Raw genomic sequence first — 23,042 nt, 5'->3', positions numbered from 1 at the left:
CTGGTTGCAGGGACGAAGCGTTCTCTGCGATCGACACGTGTTTTATGACACGCTCTCGGAAGTTCGCCCGACTGCTACTGAATAGATGGTGCGTTTGCTGCATCTATAGTTGCCACAGTATCAGGACAGTGACCTTGAGACGATTGTTACAGACCTCAAGGACGTCTTCTCGCGGTGGCCGTGGTGCGATGAACAGGTCACCGGCTACCAAATCCGCTACAGGTTCTCGAATACGATCGAATCTATTGAACGTACGTCGAGAAGACCTGCTTCTCGATACTTCGGAGGTGTTTGCCGACAGTGCTTGCAGTAATTCCGATGTCGTCAGCGATTTTCTGTAATGATGTTTGTCTGGGATTTTGATAATAGCCTGACCGAATCGCTACCTTGAGAACTTCGTGCTGCCGTTCAGTTAATTCTGAGAAAATGCGTTTTGGGTGGGACCGGTACGGACTCATCGAGACAAGTTCCATTTCGATACCATCTGGTGGCGCGGATGGAGCGTTTGCAAAGGCTTCTGCACGACCAACCATCGTGATCTGATATCCCCCATCGTCGGTTATCGGGATCGCAATCGCTATCTTGCAACAACCAACTGGGTCAGTCGAGGTGAGGAATGTACTGGATGAAAGCCCTCGGCCGCCCGGTATCCCGCGACTACCCGAGATGGAGTGGTACGTTGGTAGATTCAGTGGCCAGTCTCACGCGATTCACCGACGTAGATTGGCGTGATATCGGTAACATCATCGATGCACGAGGTGTGTCTCGCACACCATCATAAGAGGAAACACGGATTTGGAAAGTAACCAGTCTCAGGCGAACTGTGCTCGGAGTATGCGGGATTCGGCTTTCCGTAGGTGTTCAGCGATAGTACTTGGCGCACAGGCCAGTTTCGCGGCAATGTCCTTCTGACTGGCGGTTCGAGGGATGTCGTAATAGCCTAGTTCCACTGCTATTTCGACAACTCTGCGCTGACGGTTGGTGAGGTGTGCTTCGATAGCAGTCGTTGTACCAGCAAGACCGCCCACCGCTTCGATTGTCACGTCAACTGGGACGGAGACGCCTTCGATTGCATCCTGTACTTCGTCGTCAGGGCCGAACATCGAGAACACTACTGTCCCATCGGATTCGTATTCGATGGGAGGGACGACGATAATGCCGCCGGAGGAGATGGGGCTGAACATCTTCTGGAGCGAATCGGTCGTCGCGTCCCGGACGTACACATAGCAAGACCGCTCGTCAATGCGCTCCATGTCGTAGCCGACGACCTCTGGGATCTCTTGCATCGCTCTTTCAAGTGCGTCGGCATCGCCTACGACGTAATGGAGGATGCCCAACGCGTCACCGGTATAATTCCACTGTATGGCCGTCGCTCGTTCAACGAACGATGCCTCGGTCATCACGCCGTACATCGGGTGGATATCACCCGCCCCTCCACGGGCTGTGATGCGCACCCGGACGTGTTTCATGGGCGATGATCTGTAATAGAGTACTTAAACCCACCGAGCAAGCTCGGCAATAATCACTCAGGCTGACGCACCGAATCATCCCCTATGATTCAAACGCTGGTAACCGGCGCAACAGGTACACTCGGGACGGCACTCCGACCGCGGCTCACAGCTGCGGGCCACGCTGTCCGAGCGACGAGCCGCTCGTCTCCTGAAGAAACCAAGGGGAATCTCGACTGGGTGGAACTTGACTTAATCAAGGGTACGGGGATCAGGTCGGCGCTCGAAAACATTGATGTCGTCATCCACACGGCGACGGCTCCGCAGGGCGACACAGCGGCGGTTGACGTGCAGGGCACGAAACGACTCATCAAAGCGGCCGAATCAGCTGGTATGGAGCATTTCGTCTATCCCTCCATCGTCGGTATCGGCGATATTCCCTTCTCCTACTACGAACACAAGGCTGTCGCCGAGACGGCAGTCGAGGAAAGCGATATCCCCGCGACTATTGTCCGTTCGACGCAGTTCTACTCGTTCATCGCGGAACTGCTGGATTCTGTGGCGAAACTTCCGGTGTGGCCCCTTCCGACGAATGTGCTAATCCAGCCTGTCGATGTCGGCGAGGTTGCCGACATCATCGTGGATCATGCGACGCTGACAGCGAGCGGTCGGATCGACTCCGTTGGTGGTCCAGAAATCCGCTCAGTAGGCGAACTCGCACAGGCGTACCGCGCCGCGCGTGATCTGCGGCGTCCTATCATCAGATTTCCCATCCCCGGTAAAACTATGACAGCGTTTCGGAGTGGCCATGCGACCTGTCCCGATCACAGGGTCGGGAGAGTTACTTGGGAGGAATGGCTCGCGGAACGATACCCGGCACCCACCACCGGGATGTGATATGCGAACGAGAACTGTCTCAGGCAAACTCCGCGTCGCTCACGCAGACCCCTCGCACGACGACACCGGATTTTTGAAGGATGGTAGGGTGCCTCTGACAGCGTTTTCCTTACAGACATACCTTATTAAGGAATTACGTATGATAGTGGGAATATCCGGTTTTCGCTCATAAAACATGGATAAACGTCCTCGTGGCAGACAATCACTACGGGACCAACTACTTTAGGCATATACTTTTCATGGATAGAGAATAGTCGTAGAGATAGAATGGTAGTCAACCAAGACGGCACTCCCTCCAGGTATTCATCTGATGATTACTTCGCCGTCCTCAGTGGAAAGCACCAACAGGCCGTGGTGAGCATCCTCGCCGAGAAAGATCGTTCGGTCAACCTCTCACCCCTCGCAGAGGAGGTCGCCGCAGTCCTCGCAGACGATGAGCGAGATCTCAAACAAGTGGAGATGAAACTTCACCACTACCACCTCCCGAAGTTAGACGCGGCGGGCCTTCTCGAATACTGTTCTGAGGACAACCGCGTCATTCCGACTAATAGCCTGCAAACCGTCATGCCATCCAAAACGTCATCTCTGAACTAAGGCTCTCTCGGGCGGTGACGAGTCTAGGTCACGACCGATACGAAGATTCGCTGGTAGGTTATATACGAACGGAATTAGCTTACAGAGAAGGACCGACCGTGCAGCGGCACCGTGTCTGAACGACGACTGTGAAGAGAAAGAGCGTGGTATTTGCGTTAGATAGGGCTGGAACCGGATATTCTCTGCCGGACATGGGCTCCATTCAGTTCTGCTTGCCAACGACAGTCGTCGTTTTCTGAAAGCCCTCGGTCGCTCGGCATCCCGCGACCACGCGGGACGAAGTCTCGCTTGTCCTCGTTCGCTTCGCTCACGAGACCTCCGCGTCGCTTGCGACCGACCATTCCGGGTACGTATTACGTTATTACCTCGTCCGAACGAAACTCACAGCAGGATCGCGAACACGGGATAGGAGGCCGCGACCGCCAGCGAGGGCGTCACCACCCACATCGTAACGATCCGCTTGGCCGCCTTCGGATCGAAGAGGCTCCGCTCGTCGAGATCCGCGGGCCCCTCCACACCGATGTCCGGAACGTCTGGGATCTCCTCCGGTTCCTCCGCGGGTTCCTCGTGGCGGGCGATATCACCGATGGTCGGGCCTGCAGGCGCCTCCTCGACGCGCGAGGTGACCAACGCTCCCGTCGCGACGTCCAGCTCCGGTCCCTCGGGCGCCGGCGTCGCTAACTCCGCAAGCGTCGCGGCCCGACTTGCCCGACCCCACCCGAGTCCGATGATCGTCGACGTCGTACTGACCGCGAGACTCGCGGGGATCCCCAAGTAGGAGAGGATCGTGATGACCGTGCCACCGACGATGGAGACGATCAACGACGCGAGAATCGGGAGTTCTGTGATATCGTCCCCGACCGTCTCCAGCGTGCGACGGGCGATAGTGAAACTCCCTAAACCGAAGGCTCCCACCGCGAGCAGAACGCCCTGATCGACGGTGAGCGCCCCGCCCTCGCCGACGAGGGGGGCCACAGCGTTCGCCGCGTTCGACGCCCCCGCCGAGAACGCCATGTAGCAGGCGATGGCGACCACCGAGAGTGAGCCGACGATATCTTGCGGTGATGCGTTCGGGTTGAGATACGGCCGTGGAATCACCCCCGAGCGGTCGAGTTGGATGAAGTGGAGATCGAACGTCGTGAACGCGACGTAGCGGTCGAGGTGCGGATAGAGGTAGCGCCCGACCACGATCCCGATGGTGAAGCACACCAGCGGCGCGACAATCCACGCCGAGACGATGACGAACATCAGCGCCCGATTGAGGGTGTCCGACGCGAGACCCAACCCGACGATGGCGCCGACGGCAGTCATCGATGTCGAGGCCGGAACGCCGTAGAGATTCGAAATCAACAGCGACACACCCGTGAAAAACAGGACCGCGACACTTGCGGTGGGCGTGAACTGGGCCGCCGGCACGATACTGCTGCTCATCGTCGCGATGACGTTCCGACCGACGGTCCACGCGCCGAGAAAGCCGAAGCCCACGAACAGTGCCCCCGCGGTCGCTTTCCGAACGAGGCGCGAGCCGACTGCGGGGCCGAACGCCACGCCCGTCGACGAGCCTCCGATGTTGAATCCGACGAACACGGCGACGACGATTCCTGCGACGGTTAGCAGTGATACCATCGTGTCGTATCTGTGCCATCGTTATTCGGCCTCCACATATAATCCTCCGGAGTCCGTTTCGGGTTGCTGCTGACGTGATCGCACTACCGGCACGGGTGAAGGATTCTGTATTCCAATCCATGACCGGCGTGGGATATCCGGCTCTGCTATCGACCGGCAAAAGTCGCGTACCATGTCGGTTCCGGTGAGCAAAGCTCACCGATGTCTCGTTCGCTTCGCTCACGAGACCTCTGCGTCGCTCGCGACCGACTATTCCGGGCTGCGCCTCGCTCCTCTCGTCGCTCGCCGTTCCGGGCTAAAGTGAATCTGGTCTTGACGCCAGCATTAAGCGCGTTTTCGGTTGCGCCCCTGGCGGACTTTTGCGTCCCAGCGCTTTGGGCCGTCTGCGCTGTCGCGCGCCATACCACGGCGCGCATTCTCGACGACCGTCGCGCTGGACACAGACCCGCATCAGGCCGGCCACGAGAAACGGCTTAAAGCTGGCCGCTAAGGCAGAAAGATGCATGACGTGGAGGAGGTGATTTCCGGAATCCGGTATCGTTCCGGAAAGCGCTCAAAACGGTGAGTCCGTGGCCGGGAGGTCTTCGCTGACGTCGGGTGCAAGACGGTACGTTCGGTCGCGAGTCTGTCCGTCTGCTTCGATAAGATCGTACTGTGCGAGTTTTCGAAGGTAGGACCGAACGGTCCGGCGCTTGTTTGGATTGTCGGCTCGAGCCTCGTAGCGGTCGTAGAGTCGCTTGGGGGTGATAGGCCCGCGGTCGCGGATGATCTCGAACACCGTTTTTTGATGTGCATTGAGTGCCTCGATGTCTCGGTGCCGAATCTCGAGTTCGGCATCCGGGAGCGCTTCTTCCAAGACACCGGGCGTGATCGCGTCTTCGTCGTCGCGAGCAGCAATGGTGGCGGCTCGTTTGAGCATCCCGATTGCGACGCGGGCGTCGCCGGCGGCGGCATCAGCAATCCGTTCGAGGGTGGACCGAGCGGCAGCGTCTTGTGTGAGACCAACGCGAGCGCGGTCAGAGAGAATAGAGACGAGTTCGTCGGGGTTGTATTTCGTCATTGGGACGTGCTCACTGCTTTTGAGGTGGCTCTGGAGAGGTTGAACGTGGGTACTACGAGGCGACCCAACGCTGCACGCTCACCGAGCTAGCTGAAGGATACGACATCAACAAGGCATCGATGAGTAAGCTGCTTCGGCGGGCTGAAAACAGGATCGTTACCGAGTTCGTCGCCAGGTCCTCTGCGTAGTGTGCGACGTTGAACTTGAAACTGCCTTCTTAGCCTTCTTAGTAGTCACGCGGATGTAGCCCTGAGGCGACCTCTGCTTCATCCGGATATGAGGCTCAAGAACTCCTAACCTTGGCGAGTGTTCAGAAGAAAAGTCACGTCTGTTTAGCTATCTGCCGGGAGTTGACTATTTCCGGCAAACTGAACGCTCGGCCCGTTCCAGTTACCGTCCTCGTCGTAGTGGAGGTCGATGCCCTATCCAAACTCTTGCTAGATTTAATTCATTTTGTCCTCCATCGACTGAGGCTATTTATTAATCACGATGGGCAGAGCGTCAGCGCGCTCTGATTAGAATTTTGATCGACAAGCCCGTACACCTACTTTATGGCTATTCCACTACAGATAGTGTCTATCTAACAGGATTTCAACAGAGCCTTAATTTCCCAACCTGTGCTTGTACTGGGTAAACTCGTTGAGGGAGAGTGCGTTTCGTCTGTTCTTATTCTTTAAGTACTACACACAGGTCGTTTTGTTTGTTTGGAGGTCGAGAGACCAAGTACTGTGTTGGTCGGTGGAAACTTGCTCGCGGCATCATCTTCTCCCCCGTTCACAGATCGAGTTCGACGCGTCGTCCCTGCTCGGCGGAGTCGTAGAGGGCACGGATAGCGCGCATGTCGACCATCCCGTGTTCGCCGTCGGGTTCGAGGTTGAGACCACGCTGGAGGCGGTTGGCGAAGTAATCGAACTCCTCGCGCATCTGGTCGACCGGTTCCGGCCGATACTCGCCCTCAATGTCTGGTCCGGACACCCTGAGCACCTTCCGGGTGTTTGGGAAGAACAGCCCCTCCATGCTCAGTTCGCCTTCGGTACCGACGAATCGGAGGCTCGAGGTTACTGTTGCACTGTGCGTAACCGTACACGAGGCGAGTTTGCCGTCGGGGAACTCTAACTGGAACGCCGCGTGCTCGTCGGTTCCCTCGTAGGCCGGCTGTTCGGACTCCGTCCGGGCGTACACCGCCTGGGGGTCCTCCTCCAGAATGAACCGGATCGTATTCAGCGGGTAGATCCCGATATCGTTGAGCGTCGTCCCGCCGGCAAGATCGGGGTCGAACCGCCAGCTCGTTTCGTCAACGGCGTCGAGGATCGTGTCCGACATGTGTCCGAGTATCGAAACAACATCTCCGATGGCGCCGTCTTGGATCAGTTCTCGTGCGCGGCGGACCACCGGTTCGGTCTGGAGTCGGTAGGCGACCATCAGCGGGACATCTGCCTCCTGGCAGGCGTCGACAGTCGCCCGGGCGTCCTCGACGGTCGCTTCCAAGGGCTTCTCGCAGAGAACCGCCTTGTTGTGCGTCGCTGCGGCTTCAACGTGGTCGCGGTGGAGTCCGTTCGGCGTACAGACATACACCGCGTCGTAGGCGTCGGTCGCCGCGCCGTCGGCGTACTCTTCGTAGGTGAGAGTCTCCTCGATCCCCTCGAGGTCAGCCGCGACCTCCTCGGCCTTTTCCGTATTGGAACTGACCAAGACCGTCGTCGTGCAGTAATCTGCGTTTTCGACGGCAGGGATCGCTTGTTCGCGCGTCCACCACCCGAGTCCGACCATGGCGAATCGAACCGGATCGGTGTCCGTGGGGCCTTCCCAGTCGCGGGCACTGAAGCTGTCGAGATCGAACTCCATGAGCAAGGATTCGGTCCTCATAGCAGATAATTTTCACGAACGAGGAACCACCCCAACCAGCCGATCGAATACTGCGTTACCAGTGGCCACTGCGTCGTCTCGCATCGATGCCTCTACCAGACTGTAAATAACCCTGTGCATCGTGTCTAATGATGGGATGGTAAGTATCGGCGGACCGACGCCGTTTCTTGAGGACTATAAAGGCAAACGCATCACTCTACGACGTAACGACTGATTCCTCTTTGTAGAGAAGGGTTGCGGTTGGATTCTATTATTTCCAAGACTACACGTACTGACACATCCAGTCTATTCTTGATGACTTCTGAAGAGCCGTCACGCCGACCAGTTGTCAACGGTTACGCAGAATGGATGGTCCCCTCCAATCCCATGATCGTGCGACTGTTCCAACACCACCAACGTCGCCTTTTTTCGAGCGAGCCGGTCGCGACGCGCCGCCGGGATATAGGGAACGCGGCCGACGTGAGCGTCCAGTTTGGGACCTTGACACCGGCGGTGATCTTAACGGTGTACGACGGTGCGGGGACGGTCACACATAGGGGTGGAGTATATCGAAGAGCGAGTACTACAATGAAGAATCTACTTACCGAGCGCAACTGAAGTGAGGGTATGTCCTCGAAACGAATCGCGACCACCCGCATCGGAACTCCCGAACGGGACCAAATAACGACGGGGCGGAATGACCGATATAGGCAATGTGGTTTGCAATATCTCCGGATTGACAGCATTGATGCCCAACTGGTACATGCTGGCGAGATAGCGCGCCACATCGCCTATCTCTTCGCCGAACCGATAGACACCGAGTCGAGAGAAAACGGCGGTACGGTACACTGATGGTCCGATTTTCCCAACGACACCTGCGACTTTTCTTCACCGTGCTCCTTTCGCTCTCAGTGCTAAGCGTCGGATACGGATTCGCAAGCGCATCGACGGAAACGACGTTCGAGTCGCACCTCTCGCAGAGCGGCGACATCGACCGAAACGCCACCGTCGCACCTAACGCAAGCGGAATCACGGTCGTCGCTACAGACTCGAACTCGTGGCGCGGACAGGCCAGCGACGGTCCCAGAGCGCGGGCCGAACTCGTCGCGTTCAACTCCAACGGGACGGTCCGCTACTACAACGACACTCATACCCGGTACTGGGACGTGGACCCCGTCCCAGGAACTGAGGCAACCGTCGAGTACTCATACGCGGACCACCGGGAGGGCAATCGGTGCCCCCCGGCCGAGGAGTGGAATGCGAGCGAGTACGGCGTCGACGAGGAGACGTGGAACACCTACTACGAGGCGCACGGGGACGTGAACGCCTGCACCTACAACGGTGTCGAGCGTGTGAATCTCACGACCGGTGATGTCGAGCAGGTCTGGGGACAGTTGACCCCTGGGAAGGAGGCGACGCGGTACCACGACGTCGACCGCATCAACGAGACGCATCTCGTCGTCGCCGATATCTACCTAGACGGGGTGTTCGTCGTGAACACCGAAACCGACGAGATCGAGTGGCGCTGGAACGCCTCCGACGCATTCCCCATTGAGGGGACCGGCGGTCCCTACCCGGATGACTGGTCGCACATCAACGACGTTGAGGTGGTGGACGACGGGCGGATCATGGTGAGCATCCGCAACTTCGACCGCGTCGTGTTCCTGTCCTCCGATGGGCACGCTGTCGAGGAAGCGTGGACACTCGGTGAGGAGGACAACTACAGCATTTTGAACGAGCAGCACAATCCCGACTTCGTCAACCGCTCGAACGGCGGTCCGGCTGCTATCGTCGCAGACTCCGAGAACAACCGTATCATCGAATATCAGCGTGCGAACGGTACGTGGGAGCAGACGTGGCTCTGGCGGGACTCCCGGATGCAGTGGCCGCGCGACGCCGACCGCCTGCCGAATGGGCATACGCTCATCTCCGACTCCAACGGGAACCGTGTCTTCGAGGTGGACGAGAACGGCGACATCGTCTGGGAGGTCAACATCGCCTTCCCGTACGAGGCCGAACGCCTCGGCACCGGCGACGAATCGACCGGTGGCTCCAGTGCTCAGTCAAGTGATATCGCGTCTCAGTCTCTGACAGTCGGCGACCGGTTCTGGAGCGCGCTTAAGGGCCTCGTTCCCGGGAAGTACCTTAACGGATTGATGTACATCACTCCCGTTTGGATGGGGTTCCCGGAAGTGTTCGCGCTCGCCGCGGGAGTCGTCGTCGTACTCCTCTGGGCGGGAACGGAGACGCTGTGGTGGGTCCGACGACGGTAAGCGGGGTGGCCGAGTCGGTCACGCTCACGGGCAGGTGTCCGGTTCCGAAAACACCGCCCTAGGTGGCGAATAACCACCGAACACGACCGAACGCCGCGCGTGGGAGCGACAGGAAAACAGCGAGGGTCAGAGCGAGTCTCGGCGATGCCGTCGGCCGACGTCTCCATACGTCCCCTGGGTGCGGGGCAACCCATACACGACACCGAGACGCCGCGGTTGACTACTCCGCCTTGCGCCGCCGCTTCTCCATCCGCGCCGTTGCGTGCTCCTCTCCCGAAATGAGCCCCGCCGTGAGGAGTTGCGTCAGTTAGCTGCGGGAGAGCGATGCCAGGTCGTCGCGGTCGGCGAGTGTCTCCCACTCCTCCGACCGCTGTACCTCAATATCGACGTCGACGGTTTCGTATGAAACGCCCAATGGGTGAGTGCGTTCTGGAGGATAGGGAGTACGCGATCCCCAGCCTCCACATCACCGAACTCGGATTCGAGAGCGGCCAGCGTGTCGTCATCAAGGCGCCGGTGTGTTCAATCATCGCCACCACCCACGGCGTCACAGTGTATCAGCACGTAACTGTCCGTCGAGACGGCGTCCTCTCTCTACGATATTTCTGTATCGTAACGTGGTTTAGTCGATGGTTTCAGCGGGGCTGCTGCCTCGAAGGCACGGGGACCGATTTGGGAATTGGATCAAACAAGTAGGGGCCTGAATTACTACGTCGCCCCGTCGGTGACCCAGCGCCACACCGTTGCTGAGTCAGAGACCAAGTGCGGTTTGGAGCCTGGTGAGAAGCCCGCCTTGGAGATCGAAGATCTGCGTCATCTCCTCGTCTGTGAGTTCGAAGTCGAAGACGTCGAAGTTCGCTTGGATGTGTGCGGGGCTCGATGCCTTTGGGATCGCCGAGACCTGTTCTTGCTGGAGGAGCCACCGCAACGCGACCTGGGCTTCGGTCTTCCCGTATCGAGCGCCTATCCCCTTAAGGCGGTCGTTGCCGATGACGCGGCCTTCCGCGAGAGGACTGTAGGCGGTCAGCATAACCCCGTTTTCGATGCAGAACTCAAGCAGGTTGGCCTGCTCCTTGAACGGGTGATACTCCACCTGGTTGGTGAGAATCGGGGTGTCGGAGGCCGCGATTGCGTCCTGCAGTTGGCCGACAGAAAAGTTGCTGACTCCGATGTGCCGGACTATTCCCCGCTTCTGGAGGTCGTTCATCGCCGCAATCGACTCCTCGACCGGGATGGTACGACTCGGGGAGTGAATCAACAGCAGATCGATGTCGGTTGCCAACCGCCCGTGGCTTTCCTCGACGGATTCAAGGACGTCATCGTGCGCAAGGTTCTGGCGGAGGATCTTCGTCACGAGGAAGATATCGTCGCGCGGCACGTCGGCAGCCGCGATTGCCTGGCCCACTGCCCGCTCGTTATTGTACATCTGGGCTGTGTCGACGTGCCGGTACCCTGTTTCCAACGCTTGGTGGACTGCGGTTTGACATGTCTCGCCTCTCATCGGATACGTCCCAAAGCCCAGTGCTGGGATGTCCACACCCTGGGTAGTTACGTATTCCATAGGCTGTTGCTTCGGCGGCCAGTTGCAAGAAGATACGCCACGGTTCTGGGTCATGGTCGGCTCTGTACCTCCTCGATGTCGACGCGGCGTTCGTCTCACTGACTTCGGAACCTGCAATAACGCTCGCTGAGGAGAATCTCCTTGACGACCCGCCGGAGTAGAGATTACCCAACAGGCGAGGAGTACCGTGGCTGGCGTTGGTTAAGATAGGGGCATCTCTCAGTACGTTTCGACCGAGACACCAAGAGCTTCAAAGTCGTCGACGTTGGCTGTGAGGACGGCATCGTCGAGTATCTCCGCCATCGCGGCGATGTAGGCGTCGTTTATCCCAACACCGGCGTCTCCGCCCGTTCCATCATCGGCGCATGCAAGCAGTTCACCCGCGGTCCTGGCGACCTCCTCGTCGACGTCGACTCGAGGGTAGCCTAACAGACGGTTCCGCATCTCCTGTTTGGTGGTATCGCTCTGAACCGTCGCGACGCCGTAGTATGCCTCGGCGACGACCGGGGTGGGTAACCACTGCATCTCCCCTTGGTCGACAAGCTCCGCACCCTTCGCGAACGCGTCCGGGTCGTCTGCCATCAGGTCGAACAAAAACGACGAGTCGATTATCACTCGTCTGCGTTCTCGCTCTTGAACGCGGCGCGCGCGGCGTCGAGACGGTCGCGGTCGCGGCCGCGAAGACGCTCAACTGCGGCTTTCGCTTCCTCGGCTTCTTCTTTCGACAGGAGGCCGGCAACGTCGTCGGGGTGGGGGCCGCGCGTAATCCGGCGCAGAGTGTCCTCCATCGTCTCATCGTCCCGTTTGTGGGCGTCCAGCCACTTGTGATACTCCTCCGAGACGCGGATGGTTTTCACCATACAATATATTCAGATATATGCCTCTAAGAGTGTTACGCCGACGGTTAAGAGCGGACGACCCCATGCGTCCAAAAGGAACGCATCAACCCTTCCTGGCGCGCCGGAAGACGGCGCCCCCAGACGAGACTTAACCCACATTCACCCAGACACCACTCGTCGTCGAAAATAACCCCCATGCGTGAATTCGTTAACCAACCTGAGGGTGTCCCATTCTGACTGTTGGTTAAGACAACGGGTCCTCTCCCCCTTGATGTCGTCGGGCTTCATCCCCATGCACTCCCGCTCTACGATATAAGGCGAAGCGGTCACGCATGGCCTCCAGTGCGTGAGACGGGCACGTATTTGCTAACACCTACACCGTCGAATTGAAGGGCGTAGCTTGTCCCAACCGTCTCTACTAGGTTGGACTTGAAATTCCTATCTACCGCCGCGAGGCTGTGTGCGTCACCGTTTCCGGTCCATTCCCAGACGACGGTGGTTCCAGGGTCGACACGTACCGCTGCCGGCTCAAACGTGAAGTCGCACCGCTAAAGCCTCTCTGCTACGAGGATATCAGAACAATCACTTGTCTTGCCTTTGAGTCAATAATATGAACAATTTACAACAATCGACCCAATCGGGTCTTCGAACAGTACTCGAGATGGTCGGGTTAGCAGTACTTACATTCATTGTCGCTCTCGTCGCTGGCGTCGTGTTCATCGTTCCGCTGATTATACTCGGGTACGACATCCAGAATACCGCTGTCCTCGTAGGGCTAACTGCTGCCGGGCAGCTTGGGATGTTTGCACTAGGATACGTGTACCTCCGCTATCGAGATCTTTCGGTCCCAATCGCAACGCCTTCTCTCTCAACACTGGGTTACGCCATCGGAGGGATGGTGCTCGCACTTATCGTCGCGACGAGTCTCTCTGTCGTTTTATCGGCACTCGACCTCCTCCCGAGCTCTGTTATCGGGGACATCGGGGCGACCGATCCTACGTATCTACTCGGTCTCGCCGTCCTCTCCGTCGTCATTGTCGCTCCTGTCGAGGAGTTCTTGTTTCGTGGCATTATCCAACGTCGGCTCCGAGACCAGTTCGGGCCCGTCTCTGCGGTCGTGGGGGCGAGTCTGCTGTTCGGTGCGATGCATCTTGCGAACTACTCAGGAGACCTCGTACCTATTGTTGCGGGCGCGTTTATGATCTCCGCCGTCGGAGCAGTGTTCGGAGTAGTCTACGAACGAACCAACAACCTTCTAGCGCCGATTCTCGCTCATGCCAGTTACAACGTGGTTCTGCTCGTGGTGAGTTACTTCCAACTCCTGTACGCTTAAACAGAGACGATGTCGAATCTGATACTCCGTTCTCTCGTACGTACGAGCACGGTCTCGCTGCGATCGTGAGCCTCGATACCATCAATTTCTTTCCGTCTCTGACACTCGCACTAGTTGGTGCAGTGTACGTTGCCACAGAGATCACGTTCAGTCAACGATTGCGAACCGCGACTAGCGTTCTCGCTGGACTCGCCGTAGTCGTGGTTAGTGGCGTGCACGGGGCACCTCTCGAGTAGACGCCAAAGGTGATCCCATCCTCCTGGGAGTCAGTTGCTATTGAACGTTAGAGGACTTGGCGATACGACATACTACTTGCATATCTCGGGCATACCATTATCTGTCAGTTCCGGGACTAGTGATGCCGGGTGTGCACAAACTGGTCATGGACCTTACAAGTGTTCTGTCAACAGGTGATTCGTCCAGCGGAACCGAGACACACCATCCGACCGATTACGTAACAGATCGTCTCAAAGCAGGGAAAGAGACCATCAACGGTTTTTCGATACGAGTCCGTCGTACGACTAGTGAGCAAGTCTCCGGTGTTATCGACCGGGGTGTAGACGAACTACGAACGCAGTCTGAAGCCAAAACTGAGACTGGCATCCGCGAACGACTCGTCGAGCGAGCCGCCAACGAACTGTGTGAACGAGTTCTTGACCAAACTGTCGACGAACTCCGTGAACAGTCCGACCTATATCTAAACATCGACGATTCATTCGAGTCGTTCCTGCGGCGGTACAACATGAATGCAACTCGTCTCGACGACGAGACACTGACAGCGATCCGGAACCAGTTGGCCTCAGAAACTGCCGTGAGTACGGACGAACTACTTGAGCAGTTCGTTGCCGACGATTCGAGACGGCCATCGGCGGAGTCGGATGCGAGCTCGCAGTCAGACACGTCGGAGACAGTCGACCGCGCGCTTACGGAAGCGTACTCACATTTCTGTGCAGAACTAGATATCGAGACGGATCAGTCCCTCGACCGCGTTCTCGAGGATGCCCTCCAGCGGGACGCCGTGGTCGTCGGCCACGCACTCGAACGAACGTTGACCGAGGAGGTACCGCAGATAGTCAGTGACCAGTCACGTGACGTGGTCGGAACTGAGGGCTCACAGAGCGCGGGTACTCAATCGAGCGACGCAACCAAGGTTCTGTCTGATCGAAAGGCTGGTCGACCAGCGGCCGCGATGGCGCTTGCGGCAACGGCACTCCTCTCAGACGACGTGGTCGGTGATCGAGCCCTCGCCCGTACGCTTCCGGCCCTGGCGTCGAATCTGACTAACGGAGGTAGTGGAACCGCCACACCAGAGCGTGTCTTATTCAAGCTCCTCTCGAATTTGGTACTCGAGACTGGAGACGGGAGCGTCGATCTCGCAGCGCTCCGGTCACAGTCGACCGGGTCACTGGTGCTCGTCGCGCTCTTCGTCGCTAATTTCATCGCGATGGGCCTTGGAGCGTGGGTATCCTACAAGCGTGCACCACCGATTCCCGATGAGATTCGCGGACCGGATGGGGAGCTGATCGTCACGGACGAGCAAGTACAACTTGGCAAGAAAGCGTTTCAGGCAAACGGGCTCATGAACTTGGGCTCGATCCTGGGTAACGGCTCGTACTTCGGGGTCGATCTTACCGCCGATGCGCTGGCGCTAAAAGCCGAGTTCATGCGTGAGTATTACGCTCGCCAACAAGGTGCTGATTCATTCGACGCACTTGACGATGACGAGCAGGCAGTCATTGCAAAACGCGTCGAACGGGAACTCGACGCAGATGCTCCGGAGGGGTCTGTTGCCCAGTACTCAGCGGCCGAAGTCTATGCCCATCATCGGATTCGGGACCAGTACGTCGACCGGTACTACGGCGGCTCACCCGAACGAGGGATTCCCTCGAAGTTCGTTAAATCGGTCGACCACGCCAAACGAATCGCTGATTTTGCGTGCTGGACGGCATGGATGTCCCACACCAACCGGCCTGGCTCGGATCACTCCTATACGAACGACTGGCCGTACGTGCCCGCGACCGGAAACCGACCCACTGGACAGGTACTGGTTTGGAGCACGATCAGTGTCATTCTCCTCATTGCTGGCGGCGGCGCTGGCGTCTGGGCGTACCACTCGTTCGATTTGGCCGAACCGACGACCGAGCTTATCGACGTACCTTCCCCCGATGAAGTATCGATCACGCCGACCCAGTACGCTGCAGCGTGGTATGTCCCCATCGCAGGGGCGCTGTTCGTCGCACAAGCGCTCGTTGGTGCGCTGCTCGCCCACTACTATGTCGAACGAACCGGGTTCTACGGTATAGGGGACGCACTTGGGATCGACATCGTCTCGCTGTTGCCGTTTTCTGTCAGTCGTACCTGGCACGTTAACCTCGGTATCCTCTGGATCACGACGCTGTGGCTCGCAGGCGGGCTCTTTCTGCCAGGACTGTTCAGCGATCACGACCCACCTTGGCAGGCCGAGGGCACAGCTGCACTACTCGGCGTGCTCGTATTCGTGACAGTCGGCGCGTTCACGGGCGTCTGGCTCGGCACACATGGCAAACTCGGGGCGCCCGAGGACGGTGATCTCTGGTGGTGGCTCGGCTCTGAGGGTCTCGAGTATCTCGAAGTCGGCCGACTCTGGAAGGTTGGGTTGCTCGGCGGCTTCGTCGGCTGGACAGGGTTGGTGCTCCGTAGCGTCCGCCAGTTGGATGAACCGCTGACCGGCTTGGGTCACTTCATGACCTACGCGGGTGGCTCGATCGCGCTCATGTTTGCCGCGAGCATGCTCTATACGCCCGAGACGAACATGGCGGTTACGGAATTCTGGCGCTGGTGGGTCGTTCACATGTGGGTTGAGGGCGTCTTCGAGTTCTTCGTCACCGCCGTGATTTCCGTTGCATTGGTGTCGATGGACCTCCTCGAGAGGGGTGACGCGGAAAAAGCGATTCTCTTTGAAGTGTTCGCGATCATGGCGGCAGGAATCGTCGGCGTCTCCCACCACTACTGGTGGGTCGGTCTCCCCGACTTCTGGGTCCCGCTCGGGACGACGTTCTCGACTCTCGAGTTCGTCCCGCTCGTGTTTGTCCTCTATCGAAGTTTCGGTGAATATCGGTCCTTGAAAGCTCAAGACGAGGCGTTCCCCTACACGATACCGCTCTTGTTCATCGTCGGTAGTAGTGTTTGGAACTTCGTCGGTGGTGGGGTACTCGGTTTCTTCATCAACCTCCCAGTAATCAACTACTATGAACACGGAACCTACCTGACCGTTGCACACGCTCATACCTCGCTGTTCGGCGCATTCGGCCTACTGGCACTTGGTCTCGGCACATATATTCTGCGTGTCGTCACACCCGAAGCTGCGTGGGACCCGACATGGTTCCGGGGAGCGTTCTGGCTGACGAACGTTGGACTCGTGATCATGTCCGTTGCATCGTTACTTCCTGTTGGATTCGTACAGCTACAGACCGCTTATCAGGACGGGTATGCTGTCGCGCGGAGCCTCGAGTTCTACGAACAAGATCACGTCCAGACACTACTATGGGCGCGAACACTTGGAGACACGCCCATGATCCTCGGTGCACTCGCCTTTACTATCGGCGCGATTCGACACCTCTACGCAGCACGGCAGAGTTCTCTCGTGCCGACTGGGACAAATTCGTCGACCTCAAAGAGGGCGAATCGGGGACGGGACAGTGAAACTGGCCGCGAGAGCCAAGGGGATAATCATCCACTGTAGTCAGTGATCGGCACGGACTTTCGCCGGTCAGTCGCCGTCCTTCGCTCGGCCGGATTCGACGTGCCTCTGCTTGAGCAAAAGGGAAAGCCGACACTCGAAGAGGCAGGGTTGAGGAAGAGACCACGACCGCGGAAGAGGCGGCGCGAAAGTTCCTTGTCATGCAGGAACTCCACGGGGAGTAGTCTTGTCTGCCTGCACGGCCGCGCTCAGAAAACAAACACAACCCTATGGGACCGGTGGAAGTCCGGCAACCGTACCTCTCTCTAGAGCGGCGACTCCCGGAATCGATGACCCTCCGGGCGAGGTTCTGGATACTGTCGCTGAACGGCTCCATGCCCCTCTCAGAAAAACACCCTATGCAACAGCTGACACTGTGTTCAACCAGAGGGTGTGCTCTCGCAAAGCCAACCCCATGCGCTGCAGTGGACATCTGACCGTGTTCATCTCGCCGATGCGACGCTCTCGGAAACGACCCCATACCTTCTTAGTAGACGATCTGACGGTGACCTCCCAACACAGAGAACCGCAAGGTTCGAGGAAATACTCACGAAAAAGGGAATATAGACCAATAAAACAACTCATCTAATCAATACAAATTTTGATGACAGCTCACATTACCAGTGACTCAACCGGCCCGCCTCATGGAGGAGGAATGTCGTATAACAAGGTCGTCCGACATAGAGAAAATACCGCGCTGAAAACCTCTCTTTCTCGGGAACACAAATATATTGATTGACACCCTCTCTCACTATCCAGTATCTCCTAAGACGACAGTTTTCGCACACGTGAGTGCAGGAATATCAGAACTCTTACTAGATCATCAGTTCCGTCTAAAATATAAACCTCAGAGTGACTGTCTTTCGTCTTCTCAAGCAGTCACAGGGGCAGATACGGCCCAAAAACATGTGTGTAACGAAATGACATTTTGTAGTGAAATACACAAAATATATTGAGTAGTGCTTCTGTTATTTGACTACCCCTACCCAAAGGCGACAGAATGAGTACCGTCGTCCAAGTCCGCTTCGGTGGGCGTTTGGACCACGAGGACGACTTAAAGTTGCTGTTGCCGACCTATAGCCTATCTGATAAATATGACACAGAAATCAAAGCAGATCCGCGCCGTCGCGCTCGCCGCGCTGATGGTCCTGTCGGTCTTCGCCGGCACCATCGCGTTCGCAGGTTCCGCGACTGCTGCGGGTTCCGGTGCCCCCCGATATGTGGGCGACGCTGTCCACTACAACAGTGATAGTGATGGCAGCGTTATCGAAGTACCGTTTGACGAAGAAATTAACTCCACGAGCCTGACGACGGAGAACTTCACTCTCCTGAACGACGGCAAGGATGTCACCTCGAAGTACGTTGCTGGTAATGACAGCATCACGCAGCCCGTACCGGGTCGCGTTGTCATCCAGACGAATGAGACGATCAAGTCTCAGGACCTCGAGATCCAGCTCTCTGGTGACATCAAGGACAACAGTTCGACTGTCAAATCGCTCGCTAACGCGGGCAAGAAGAAGGTCGTCTTCGCTGCTGTGACGGTTGACGCAGACTCGGACCGTAATTCGTACAAAGGCTCCCTTGTCGCTGTTGAGACCACCAACGTCAGCGAGGACGTTGAGGTGACGGCCACCTCTGACGAGAACTCGGACGCGTTCAGTCGTAACACCGGTACCAACAGCACGGTCATCGTGTTCAACACGAAGGACCGCGCGCTTGGTGAGTACCAGTTCGAGTTTGAGGGCGCGTCCGCAACCACCACCGTTCGCGACCTCGGTCTAAACGTTACACTCGACAGTCAGAACATCACGACGGACGGCACCGTCGACGGTACGGTCTCGGCTAACGCTGGCAACCGTGACGTCAAGCTGCAGCTGCTCGACAGCGACGGTGAGGAAGTTGCCAACATCACTGGTGAGAGCCTCAACGGCCAGGGTCAGTACGACTTCTCGTTCTCCAGCGTCGGCGCTGGTAGCTACACGGTGAAGGCAACGGACCTCGACAGCGGTGTGACGGCCAAGTCCTCGACGGTCAACGTCAAGAAGGCCGGCAAGAGCAAGGCTAACTTCAACGCATCTGTCATCTCGCAGCAGCGCGGTGACATCGTCGAGATTCCTGTCATGCTCTCGAACACCGAACAAGCCGTCATCGACATCGGTAGCGAGGACGCCGGTTTCCACGCTAACGTGACGGTCGAAGACGGTAACAACGACGGTAAGGTCACGCTCCTCTTCAACACCTGGACGGCGACCGATGGCGTCAGCGGTGACGTCTTCACCGTCGAGAACTCTGACGATTCCGTCGTCGACTTGAGCATTAACACCGACGTCGGCTCGCTCCTCGACGCGGGCGACTACGACCTCGAAATCCGCACGAAGGGCGCATCCAACCCCCAGAACGTCGCGACGCTCACCCTCGAAGAGCGCAGCACGAACGCTGTCACCACGTGGACGGCGTCCGACGGTACGAACCTCAGCGACATTGACGCGCTCAACGAGGCGCTCGCGAACGGCAACGTCACGCAGGACAGCGAAATCGCTAACGGCGACCGCGTCATCACGCAGGTCAACGCCTCCGGTCTCGGTGGTGTCTACGAGGCCAACGGTAACTTCCTCGGCAACGAGCAGTTCAAGTTCTCGGTGAATCAGACCACGGCTCCCGCGAACGGCGACGCGTTCTGGCTCGACCTGACCTCCGAGAACACGAACGTCATTGCTGATGCCGAGAACGACACGTACTTTATCGTGTTCGACACCGGCTCCAACAGCAGTGTTGAGGCTATCCGCGAGGTCAACGGTTCCTCTGTCGACTACGGCGCTGGTGACGGCCTCACGGCCAACTTCACCGTCAAGGACGAGAGCAACCTCGCCGACTCCCAGCAGTCCGTTGAGACCGACTTCGAGCTCGTTGAAGCCAAGCACTCGCTTGACGAACCCGTCAACGTCTCGAACGCTGCGAGCCAGACCATCGAAGGCGAATCCAACGTCGCACCGGGCACGGAACTCCAGATCCGCGTCCGCAGCTCGGAGGACACGAGTCCGAGCTTCCTAAAGACGGCGACGGTCTACGTCTCTGAGAACAACACGTTCTCTGCTGACTTCGACTTCAGCAACCAGAACGTCGGCGACAAGTTCACCGTCCGCGTCACCGGTGGCGCCGCTGGCGACGTCACGGAGGTCAAGGGCAACGTCGTCGAAGGTGCGAACAACACGACCGAAACCGTGACGGACAACGGTACGGTCACGACGCAGGGCCCGAACGAAACGGCGACGACCGACACGTCGGCCACGACGACGGCCCCGGCGACGACGTCGACCGGCGAGACCACGACCGCAGAGCAGACGGGAACTGACACGAGCACGCCCGGATTCGGCGTGGTCGTTGCAGTCATCGCGCTCCTCGCTGCGGCGCTCTTCGCCGTCCGCCGCGACTAACTAACCGAGCCCCCGGAGGGTTTCCCTTCGACTCGGTCCTTATCCCTTTCTTTTCGGACTCGTCGGTGGAACCGGGAGTGCAAAAGTCGTCGATATTACGCTTGAACAGTTGTATTCAGACCTCCCCCCGTGAGAGTACACTCTTTAACCTCCCTGACGAATGGACAGGCGATATCGCTTGGATCTTTGCGTACTTTGACGAAGCAGCTGACTTCGACTGTAGCGTGACGGCCATGGAGTCCGCCATCACGCTCGAGAAGAATCAAGCGACGTTCAAAGTGTGATATCCCGCTCTTCTACCAGTGCAGAAGACATTGGATGAGCCGATACACCACGCACGCCTTATACGCTCAAGAACAGGTGGTCTATATCCCTCTATTTCCACATGAGAGGAGAAAGTCGAGAAACACCGGCACTTCTTCGAGGAGGTCGTTCGCGCTGGGCTTGAACATCCTGACCGAGACGAGTTCGTCAAGGATGAATCTTAACGGACGACGTCGACGGGCACCCTCATGCACTCCCGGGGAGTGTCTCAACCTTCTGTACAACGGAAGGACGTCGCGTGGATCCTTCCTCGTCAACATCATCCTCGCTATGGTCGATCACCCTCACGACCACGTGACGACGGAGGAAGGAGGATGCCTCTCTGTCCGCTCATCGTCCCCATTCAGTTAGATAGGATGATAACAGTTCTTGATCCACAAAGTCGTGATAACAAAGCACTTAACAGTGGAAGAGATTCCAAAAATCAGCAAATGGCAGTTACACAAAACGGTACTTTGTCCGGGCAGTCAATCGACGACTACTTCGCGGTCTTGAGCACCGGACATCGACAGGCCGTCGTCAGGGTCCTCGCAGCAACAGACCGCTCGGTTACCCTCTCGTCTCTTGCACGGTGGGTCGCCGCAGAGAGACAGAGCGTCGAGCGAGAGACGATAGCCGAGCAAGAGATCAAACGCACGAAGGTGAAACTCCACCACAACTCCCTGCCGATGTTAGACGACGTGGGCGTTCTCAAGTATTGTCCTGAGGACCAGCGCGTGGTTCCGACTGAGGCTCTGGAAACAGTAGAGAGATTCCGAGAGATGGGTTCGCCGAAGTGAGGCACTTACTACACCCTTGCAGCTGCAGCCTATCGGTCAGAGACGACCGAGGTATCTGACTCCCTGTCTACTGGGTCTTCAATGTCGCCTATCACGAACTCGACGAGATCAGTTACGGTTACCATTCCGATGACATCACCATTCTCAATGACGAGTGCGAGCTCCTGATTCTCCGCTTGAAACTGGTCAATAGCATCACTCACGTCAACATCAGGTGACATTGTCATAGGAGGTGCAGATAATTCTGTGAAGTTAACCTCCCCTTGGACTAGTTGATCATAATGCTTAGCTAGTATCGGAGAGTAGATGATGCCGTAGAAGTCTGTCATGTCCTTCCCAACCAAGGGATAGCGGGTATGTGGGTTCTCTTCCATCCGACGTATGTTCTCCTCGGAATCGGCCTCCGTGGACAAAGTGACGATCTCGTCACGCGGAACCATCTCTTCTCGAACCGATCGTTCTCCAATATAGAATGCACTCATCACCTCATCGCGGCGTTCCTTGGATAGATCTCCCTCGTCAAGAACGGATCCAAGTCGGTTTCGGAGATCTGCTCGAGATTCGATGACGTCTTCTTCTGTTTCGAGCCATGCACCGGTCATCTCGATACCGAAGAGTTTGAGTGTCCCTTTGGCAATCCAGTCGCCAAGCGTGATCAGCGGCGAGATAAGCCAGTTGAACCAGTACAACGGCCCTGCACCGTACCTGCAAACCATCCGCGAGCGTTCGACGCCAAGGTAGGTCGGCGTCTGCTCACCGTGAGTCAGGTGGACGAGGTTAATAATGAGGAACGCGATGATAGCGCCTGCCCCGACAGAAGCAAACACCGTATTAGCGAAGAGCGGTTCAAAGAGGGCCGCCAACGCAGGTTCAGCGACGATTCCGACTGCAATACTAGACGCCGTAATCCCTACTTGGCAGGTAGTGAGGTAGATCTCCAGATTGTTGGTCATCTCCCACGCTCGTTGTAGTGCTGTACGACCGTTACTGACGAACTCTTCCTCGGTAAACTGACGTGCTCGTGTCAATGCAAACTCGATAGCGACGAAGAAACCGTTCGTTAGGATAAGTGCCACACCGGCGATGAGGCGTACACCTAATTCTAATGAGTTCATCTGCATAACTCATCATTTAGTTCCAAGAGGGAAATGTTCAGCGAACATGGAGACGACAGTATCGTGAGTTGTTCTATGAGTAAAACAACGGTTTATGGGGCTCTAGTTTGTGTTGTTAACCAATGTCATATCACACTCTGATTCACTCCTGTTTCGGGAAGACACAGAAGTGGGAAGTGCAGCGGTGTCGGCATCC

The 23,042-nt window shown here is 57.4% G+C and carries 17 protein-coding genes and 3 pseudogenes; 10 read left to right on the top strand and 10 right to left on the bottom strand.

Annotated elements, in window-relative coordinates; genetic code table 11:
* Positions 1-109: 109 nt before the first annotated feature.
* Positions 110-238: pseudogene (locus ACFQEV_RS19910) on the top strand (primase-associated protein); the annotation flags it as partial.
* Between the two features lie 4 nt (positions 239-242).
* Here the strand turns inward: ACFQEV_RS19910 and ACFQEV_RS08310 are convergent.
* Both ACFQEV_RS08310 and ACFQEV_RS08305 read right to left on the bottom strand, forming a co-directional pair.
* The gene (locus tag ACFQEV_RS08310) at positions 243-458 is read right to left on the bottom strand and encodes a helix-turn-helix domain-containing protein (RefSeq protein WP_379695231.1); all 216 of its coding nucleotides are present in this window, start codon (positions 456-458) and stop codon (positions 243-245) included.
* A gap of 354 nt (positions 459-812) precedes the next feature.
* A complete protein-coding gene (locus ACFQEV_RS08305; protein ID WP_379694743.1) occupies positions 813-1,469 on the bottom strand; it encodes a helix-turn-helix domain-containing protein in 657 nt (218 codons plus the stop codon).
* 84 nt (positions 1,470-1,553) lie between these two features.
* Between ACFQEV_RS08305 and ACFQEV_RS08300 the strand changes: the two genes are divergently transcribed.
* Positions 1,554-2,345, top strand: a complete 792-nt coding sequence (locus tag ACFQEV_RS08300; RefSeq protein ID WP_379694741.1) for an SDR family oxidoreductase — start codon at positions 1,554-1,556, stop codon at positions 2,343-2,345.
* A gap of 267 nt (positions 2,346-2,612) precedes the next feature.
* Complete coding sequence (locus ACFQEV_RS08295; RefSeq protein ID WP_379694739.1) at positions 2,613-2,939, top strand: DUF7344 domain-containing protein; 327 nt, start codon at positions 2,613-2,615, stop codon at positions 2,937-2,939.
* 381 nt (positions 2,940-3,320) lie between these two features.
* On the opposite strand, the gene ACFQEV_RS08290 is transcribed toward ACFQEV_RS08295, so the two are convergent.
* Both ACFQEV_RS08290 and ACFQEV_RS08285 read right to left on the bottom strand, forming a co-directional pair.
* Complete coding sequence (locus ACFQEV_RS08290; RefSeq protein ID WP_379694736.1) at positions 3,321-4,565, bottom strand: inorganic phosphate transporter; 1,245 nt, start codon at positions 4,563-4,565, stop codon at positions 3,321-3,323.
* A gap of 553 nt (positions 4,566-5,118) precedes the next feature.
* Positions 5,119-5,625 carry a Cdc6/Cdc18 family protein gene (locus tag ACFQEV_RS08285; protein ID WP_379694734.1) on the bottom strand — a complete coding sequence of 169 codons (507 nt, stop codon included), beginning with the start codon at positions 5,623-5,625 and terminating at the stop codon, positions 5,119-5,121.
* 53 nt (positions 5,626-5,678) lie between these two features.
* On the opposite strand from ACFQEV_RS08285, the pseudogene ACFQEV_RS08280 reads away from it, so the two are divergent.
* A pseudogene (locus ACFQEV_RS08280) lies at positions 5,679-5,813 on the top strand (helix-turn-helix domain-containing protein); the annotation flags it as partial.
* Between the two features lie 586 nt (positions 5,814-6,399).
* On the opposite strand, the gene gfo6 reads toward ACFQEV_RS08280, so the two are convergent.
* A complete protein-coding gene (gene gfo6 / locus ACFQEV_RS08275) occupies positions 6,400-7,470 on the bottom strand; it encodes a D-xylose 1-dehydrogenase Gfo6 (protein WP_379694732.1) in 1,071 nt (356 codons plus the stop codon).
* Positions 7,471-7,506: 36 nt separating this feature from the next.
* Positions 7,507-7,611, bottom strand: a pseudogene (locus ACFQEV_RS19905) (DUF7995 family protein); the annotation flags it as partial.
* 16 nt (positions 7,612-7,627) lie between these two features.
* Here ACFQEV_RS19905 and ACFQEV_RS08270 point away from each other — a divergent pair.
* Positions 7,628-7,705 carry a hypothetical protein gene (locus ACFQEV_RS08270; RefSeq protein ID WP_379695229.1) on the top strand — a complete coding sequence of 26 codons (78 nt, stop codon included), beginning with the start codon at positions 7,628-7,630 and terminating at the stop codon, positions 7,703-7,705.
* 676 nt (positions 7,706-8,381) lie between these two features.
* The gene (locus tag ACFQEV_RS08265; RefSeq protein ID WP_379694729.1) at positions 8,382-9,743 is read left to right on the top strand and encodes an arylsulfotransferase family protein; all 1,362 of its coding nucleotides are present in this window, start codon (positions 8,382-8,384) and stop codon (positions 9,741-9,743) included.
* A gap of 751 nt (positions 9,744-10,494) precedes the next feature.
* Here ACFQEV_RS08265 and ACFQEV_RS08260 read toward each other — a convergent pair.
* The 3 genes from ACFQEV_RS08260 to ACFQEV_RS08250 form a co-directional block, all read right to left on the bottom strand.
* Entirely contained in the window at positions 10,495-11,304 is an 810-nt protein-coding gene (locus tag ACFQEV_RS08260) for an aldo/keto reductase (RefSeq protein ID WP_379694726.1), read from the bottom strand.
* A 219-nt stretch (positions 11,305-11,523) separates the two neighbouring features.
* Positions 11,524-11,886 (bottom strand): PIN domain-containing protein, encoded by a 363-nt coding sequence (locus ACFQEV_RS08255; RefSeq protein WP_379694724.1) that lies wholly within the window; start codon positions 11,884-11,886, stop codon positions 11,524-11,526.
* Between the two features lie 29 nt (positions 11,887-11,915).
* Entirely contained in the window at positions 11,916-12,164 is a 249-nt protein-coding gene (locus ACFQEV_RS08250; RefSeq protein ID WP_379694722.1) for a hypothetical protein, read from the bottom strand.
* Positions 12,165-12,804: 640 nt separating this feature from the next.
* On the opposite strand from ACFQEV_RS08250, the gene ACFQEV_RS08245 reads away from it, so the two are divergent.
* The 4 genes from ACFQEV_RS08245 (at position 12,805) to ACFQEV_RS08230 (ending at position 21,731) form a co-directional block, all read left to right on the top strand.
* The gene (locus ACFQEV_RS08245; protein WP_379694719.1) at positions 12,805-13,476 is read left to right on the top strand and encodes a CPBP family intramembrane glutamic endopeptidase; all 672 of its coding nucleotides are present in this window, start codon (positions 12,805-12,807) and stop codon (positions 13,474-13,476) included.
* 382 nt (positions 13,477-13,858) lie between these two features.
* Positions 13,859-17,197, top strand: coding sequence for a nitric-oxide reductase large subunit (locus ACFQEV_RS08240; protein WP_379695227.1), 3,339 nt, complete (start codon positions 13,859-13,861; stop codon positions 17,195-17,197).
* Between the two features lie 1,091 nt (positions 17,198-18,288).
* Positions 18,289-20,628 carry a DUF7827 domain-containing protein gene (locus ACFQEV_RS08235; protein WP_379694716.1) on the top strand — a complete coding sequence of 780 codons (2,340 nt, stop codon included), beginning with the start codon at positions 18,289-18,291 and terminating at the stop codon, positions 20,626-20,628.
* A 755-nt stretch (positions 20,629-21,383) separates the two neighbouring features.
* Positions 21,384-21,731, top strand: a complete 348-nt coding sequence (locus tag ACFQEV_RS08230; protein WP_379694713.1) for a DUF7344 domain-containing protein — start codon at positions 21,384-21,386, stop codon at positions 21,729-21,731.
* A 29-nt stretch (positions 21,732-21,760) separates the two neighbouring features.
* Here ACFQEV_RS08230 and ACFQEV_RS08225 read toward each other — a convergent pair whose 3' ends face one another.
* Positions 21,761-22,846 (bottom strand): hemolysin family protein, encoded by a 1,086-nt coding sequence (locus tag ACFQEV_RS08225; protein ID WP_379694710.1) that lies wholly within the window; start codon positions 22,844-22,846, stop codon positions 21,761-21,763.
* Positions 22,847-23,042: the final 196 nt, after the last annotated feature.

Origin of the sequence: Halopelagius fulvigenes, assembly GCF_042662625.1 — an archaeon.
GTDB classification, from domain to species: domain Archaea; phylum Halobacteriota; class Halobacteria; order Halobacteriales; family Haloferacaceae; genus Halopelagius; species Halopelagius fulvigenes.
This window is presented reverse-complemented; position numbering and strand designations above follow the sequence as displayed.

Excerpts from the sequence above, each read along its gene's own strand:
- ACFQEV_RS08310 (WP_379695231.1), bottom strand. The coding sequence starts at position 458 with ATGAGTCCGTACCGGTCCCACCCAAAACGCATTTTCTCAGAATTAACT.
- ACFQEV_RS08305 (WP_379694743.1), bottom strand. The coding sequence starts at position 1,469 with ATGAAACACGTCCGGGTGCGCATCACAGCCCGTGGAGGGGCGGGTGAT.
- ACFQEV_RS08300 (WP_379694741.1), top strand. The coding sequence starts at position 1,554 with ATGATTCAAACGCTGGTAACCGGCGCAACAGGTACACTCGGGACGGCA.
- ACFQEV_RS08295 (WP_379694739.1), top strand. The coding sequence starts at position 2,613 with ATGGTAGTCAACCAAGACGGCACTCCCTCCAGGTATTCATCTGATGAT.
- ACFQEV_RS08290 (WP_379694736.1), bottom strand. The coding sequence starts at position 4,565 with ATGGTATCACTGCTAACCGTCGCAGGAATCGTCGTCGCCGTGTTCGTC.
- ACFQEV_RS08285 (WP_379694734.1), bottom strand. The coding sequence starts at position 5,625 with ATGACGAAATACAACCCCGACGAACTCGTCTCTATTCTCTCTGACCGC.
- gfo6 (WP_379694732.1), bottom strand. The coding sequence starts at position 7,470 with ATGGAGTTCGATCTCGACAGCTTCAGTGCCCGCGACTGGGAAGGCCCC.
- ACFQEV_RS08270 (WP_379695229.1), top strand. The coding sequence starts at position 7,628 with ATGGTAAGTATCGGCGGACCGACGCCGTTTCTTGAGGACTATAAAGGC.
- ACFQEV_RS08260 (WP_379694726.1), bottom strand. The coding sequence starts at position 11,304 with ATGGAATACGTAACTACCCAGGGTGTGGACATCCCAGCACTGGGCTTT.
- ACFQEV_RS08255 (WP_379694724.1), bottom strand. The coding sequence starts at position 11,886 with ATGGCAGACGACCCGGACGCGTTCGCGAAGGGTGCGGAGCTTGTCGAC.
- ACFQEV_RS08250 (WP_379694722.1), bottom strand. The coding sequence starts at position 12,164 with ATGGTGAAAACCATCCGCGTCTCGGAGGAGTATCACAAGTGGCTGGAC.
- ACFQEV_RS08245 (WP_379694719.1), top strand. The coding sequence starts at position 12,805 with ATGGTCGGGTTAGCAGTACTTACATTCATTGTCGCTCTCGTCGCTGGC.
- ACFQEV_RS08240 (WP_379695227.1), top strand. The coding sequence starts at position 13,859 with ATGGACCTTACAAGTGTTCTGTCAACAGGTGATTCGTCCAGCGGAACC.
- ACFQEV_RS08235 (WP_379694716.1), top strand. The coding sequence starts at position 18,289 with ATGACACAGAAATCAAAGCAGATCCGCGCCGTCGCGCTCGCCGCGCTG.
- ACFQEV_RS08230 (WP_379694713.1), top strand. The coding sequence starts at position 21,384 with ATGGCAGTTACACAAAACGGTACTTTGTCCGGGCAGTCAATCGACGAC.
- ACFQEV_RS08225 (WP_379694710.1), bottom strand. The coding sequence starts at position 22,846 with ATGAACTCATTAGAATTAGGTGTACGCCTCATCGCCGGTGTGGCACTT.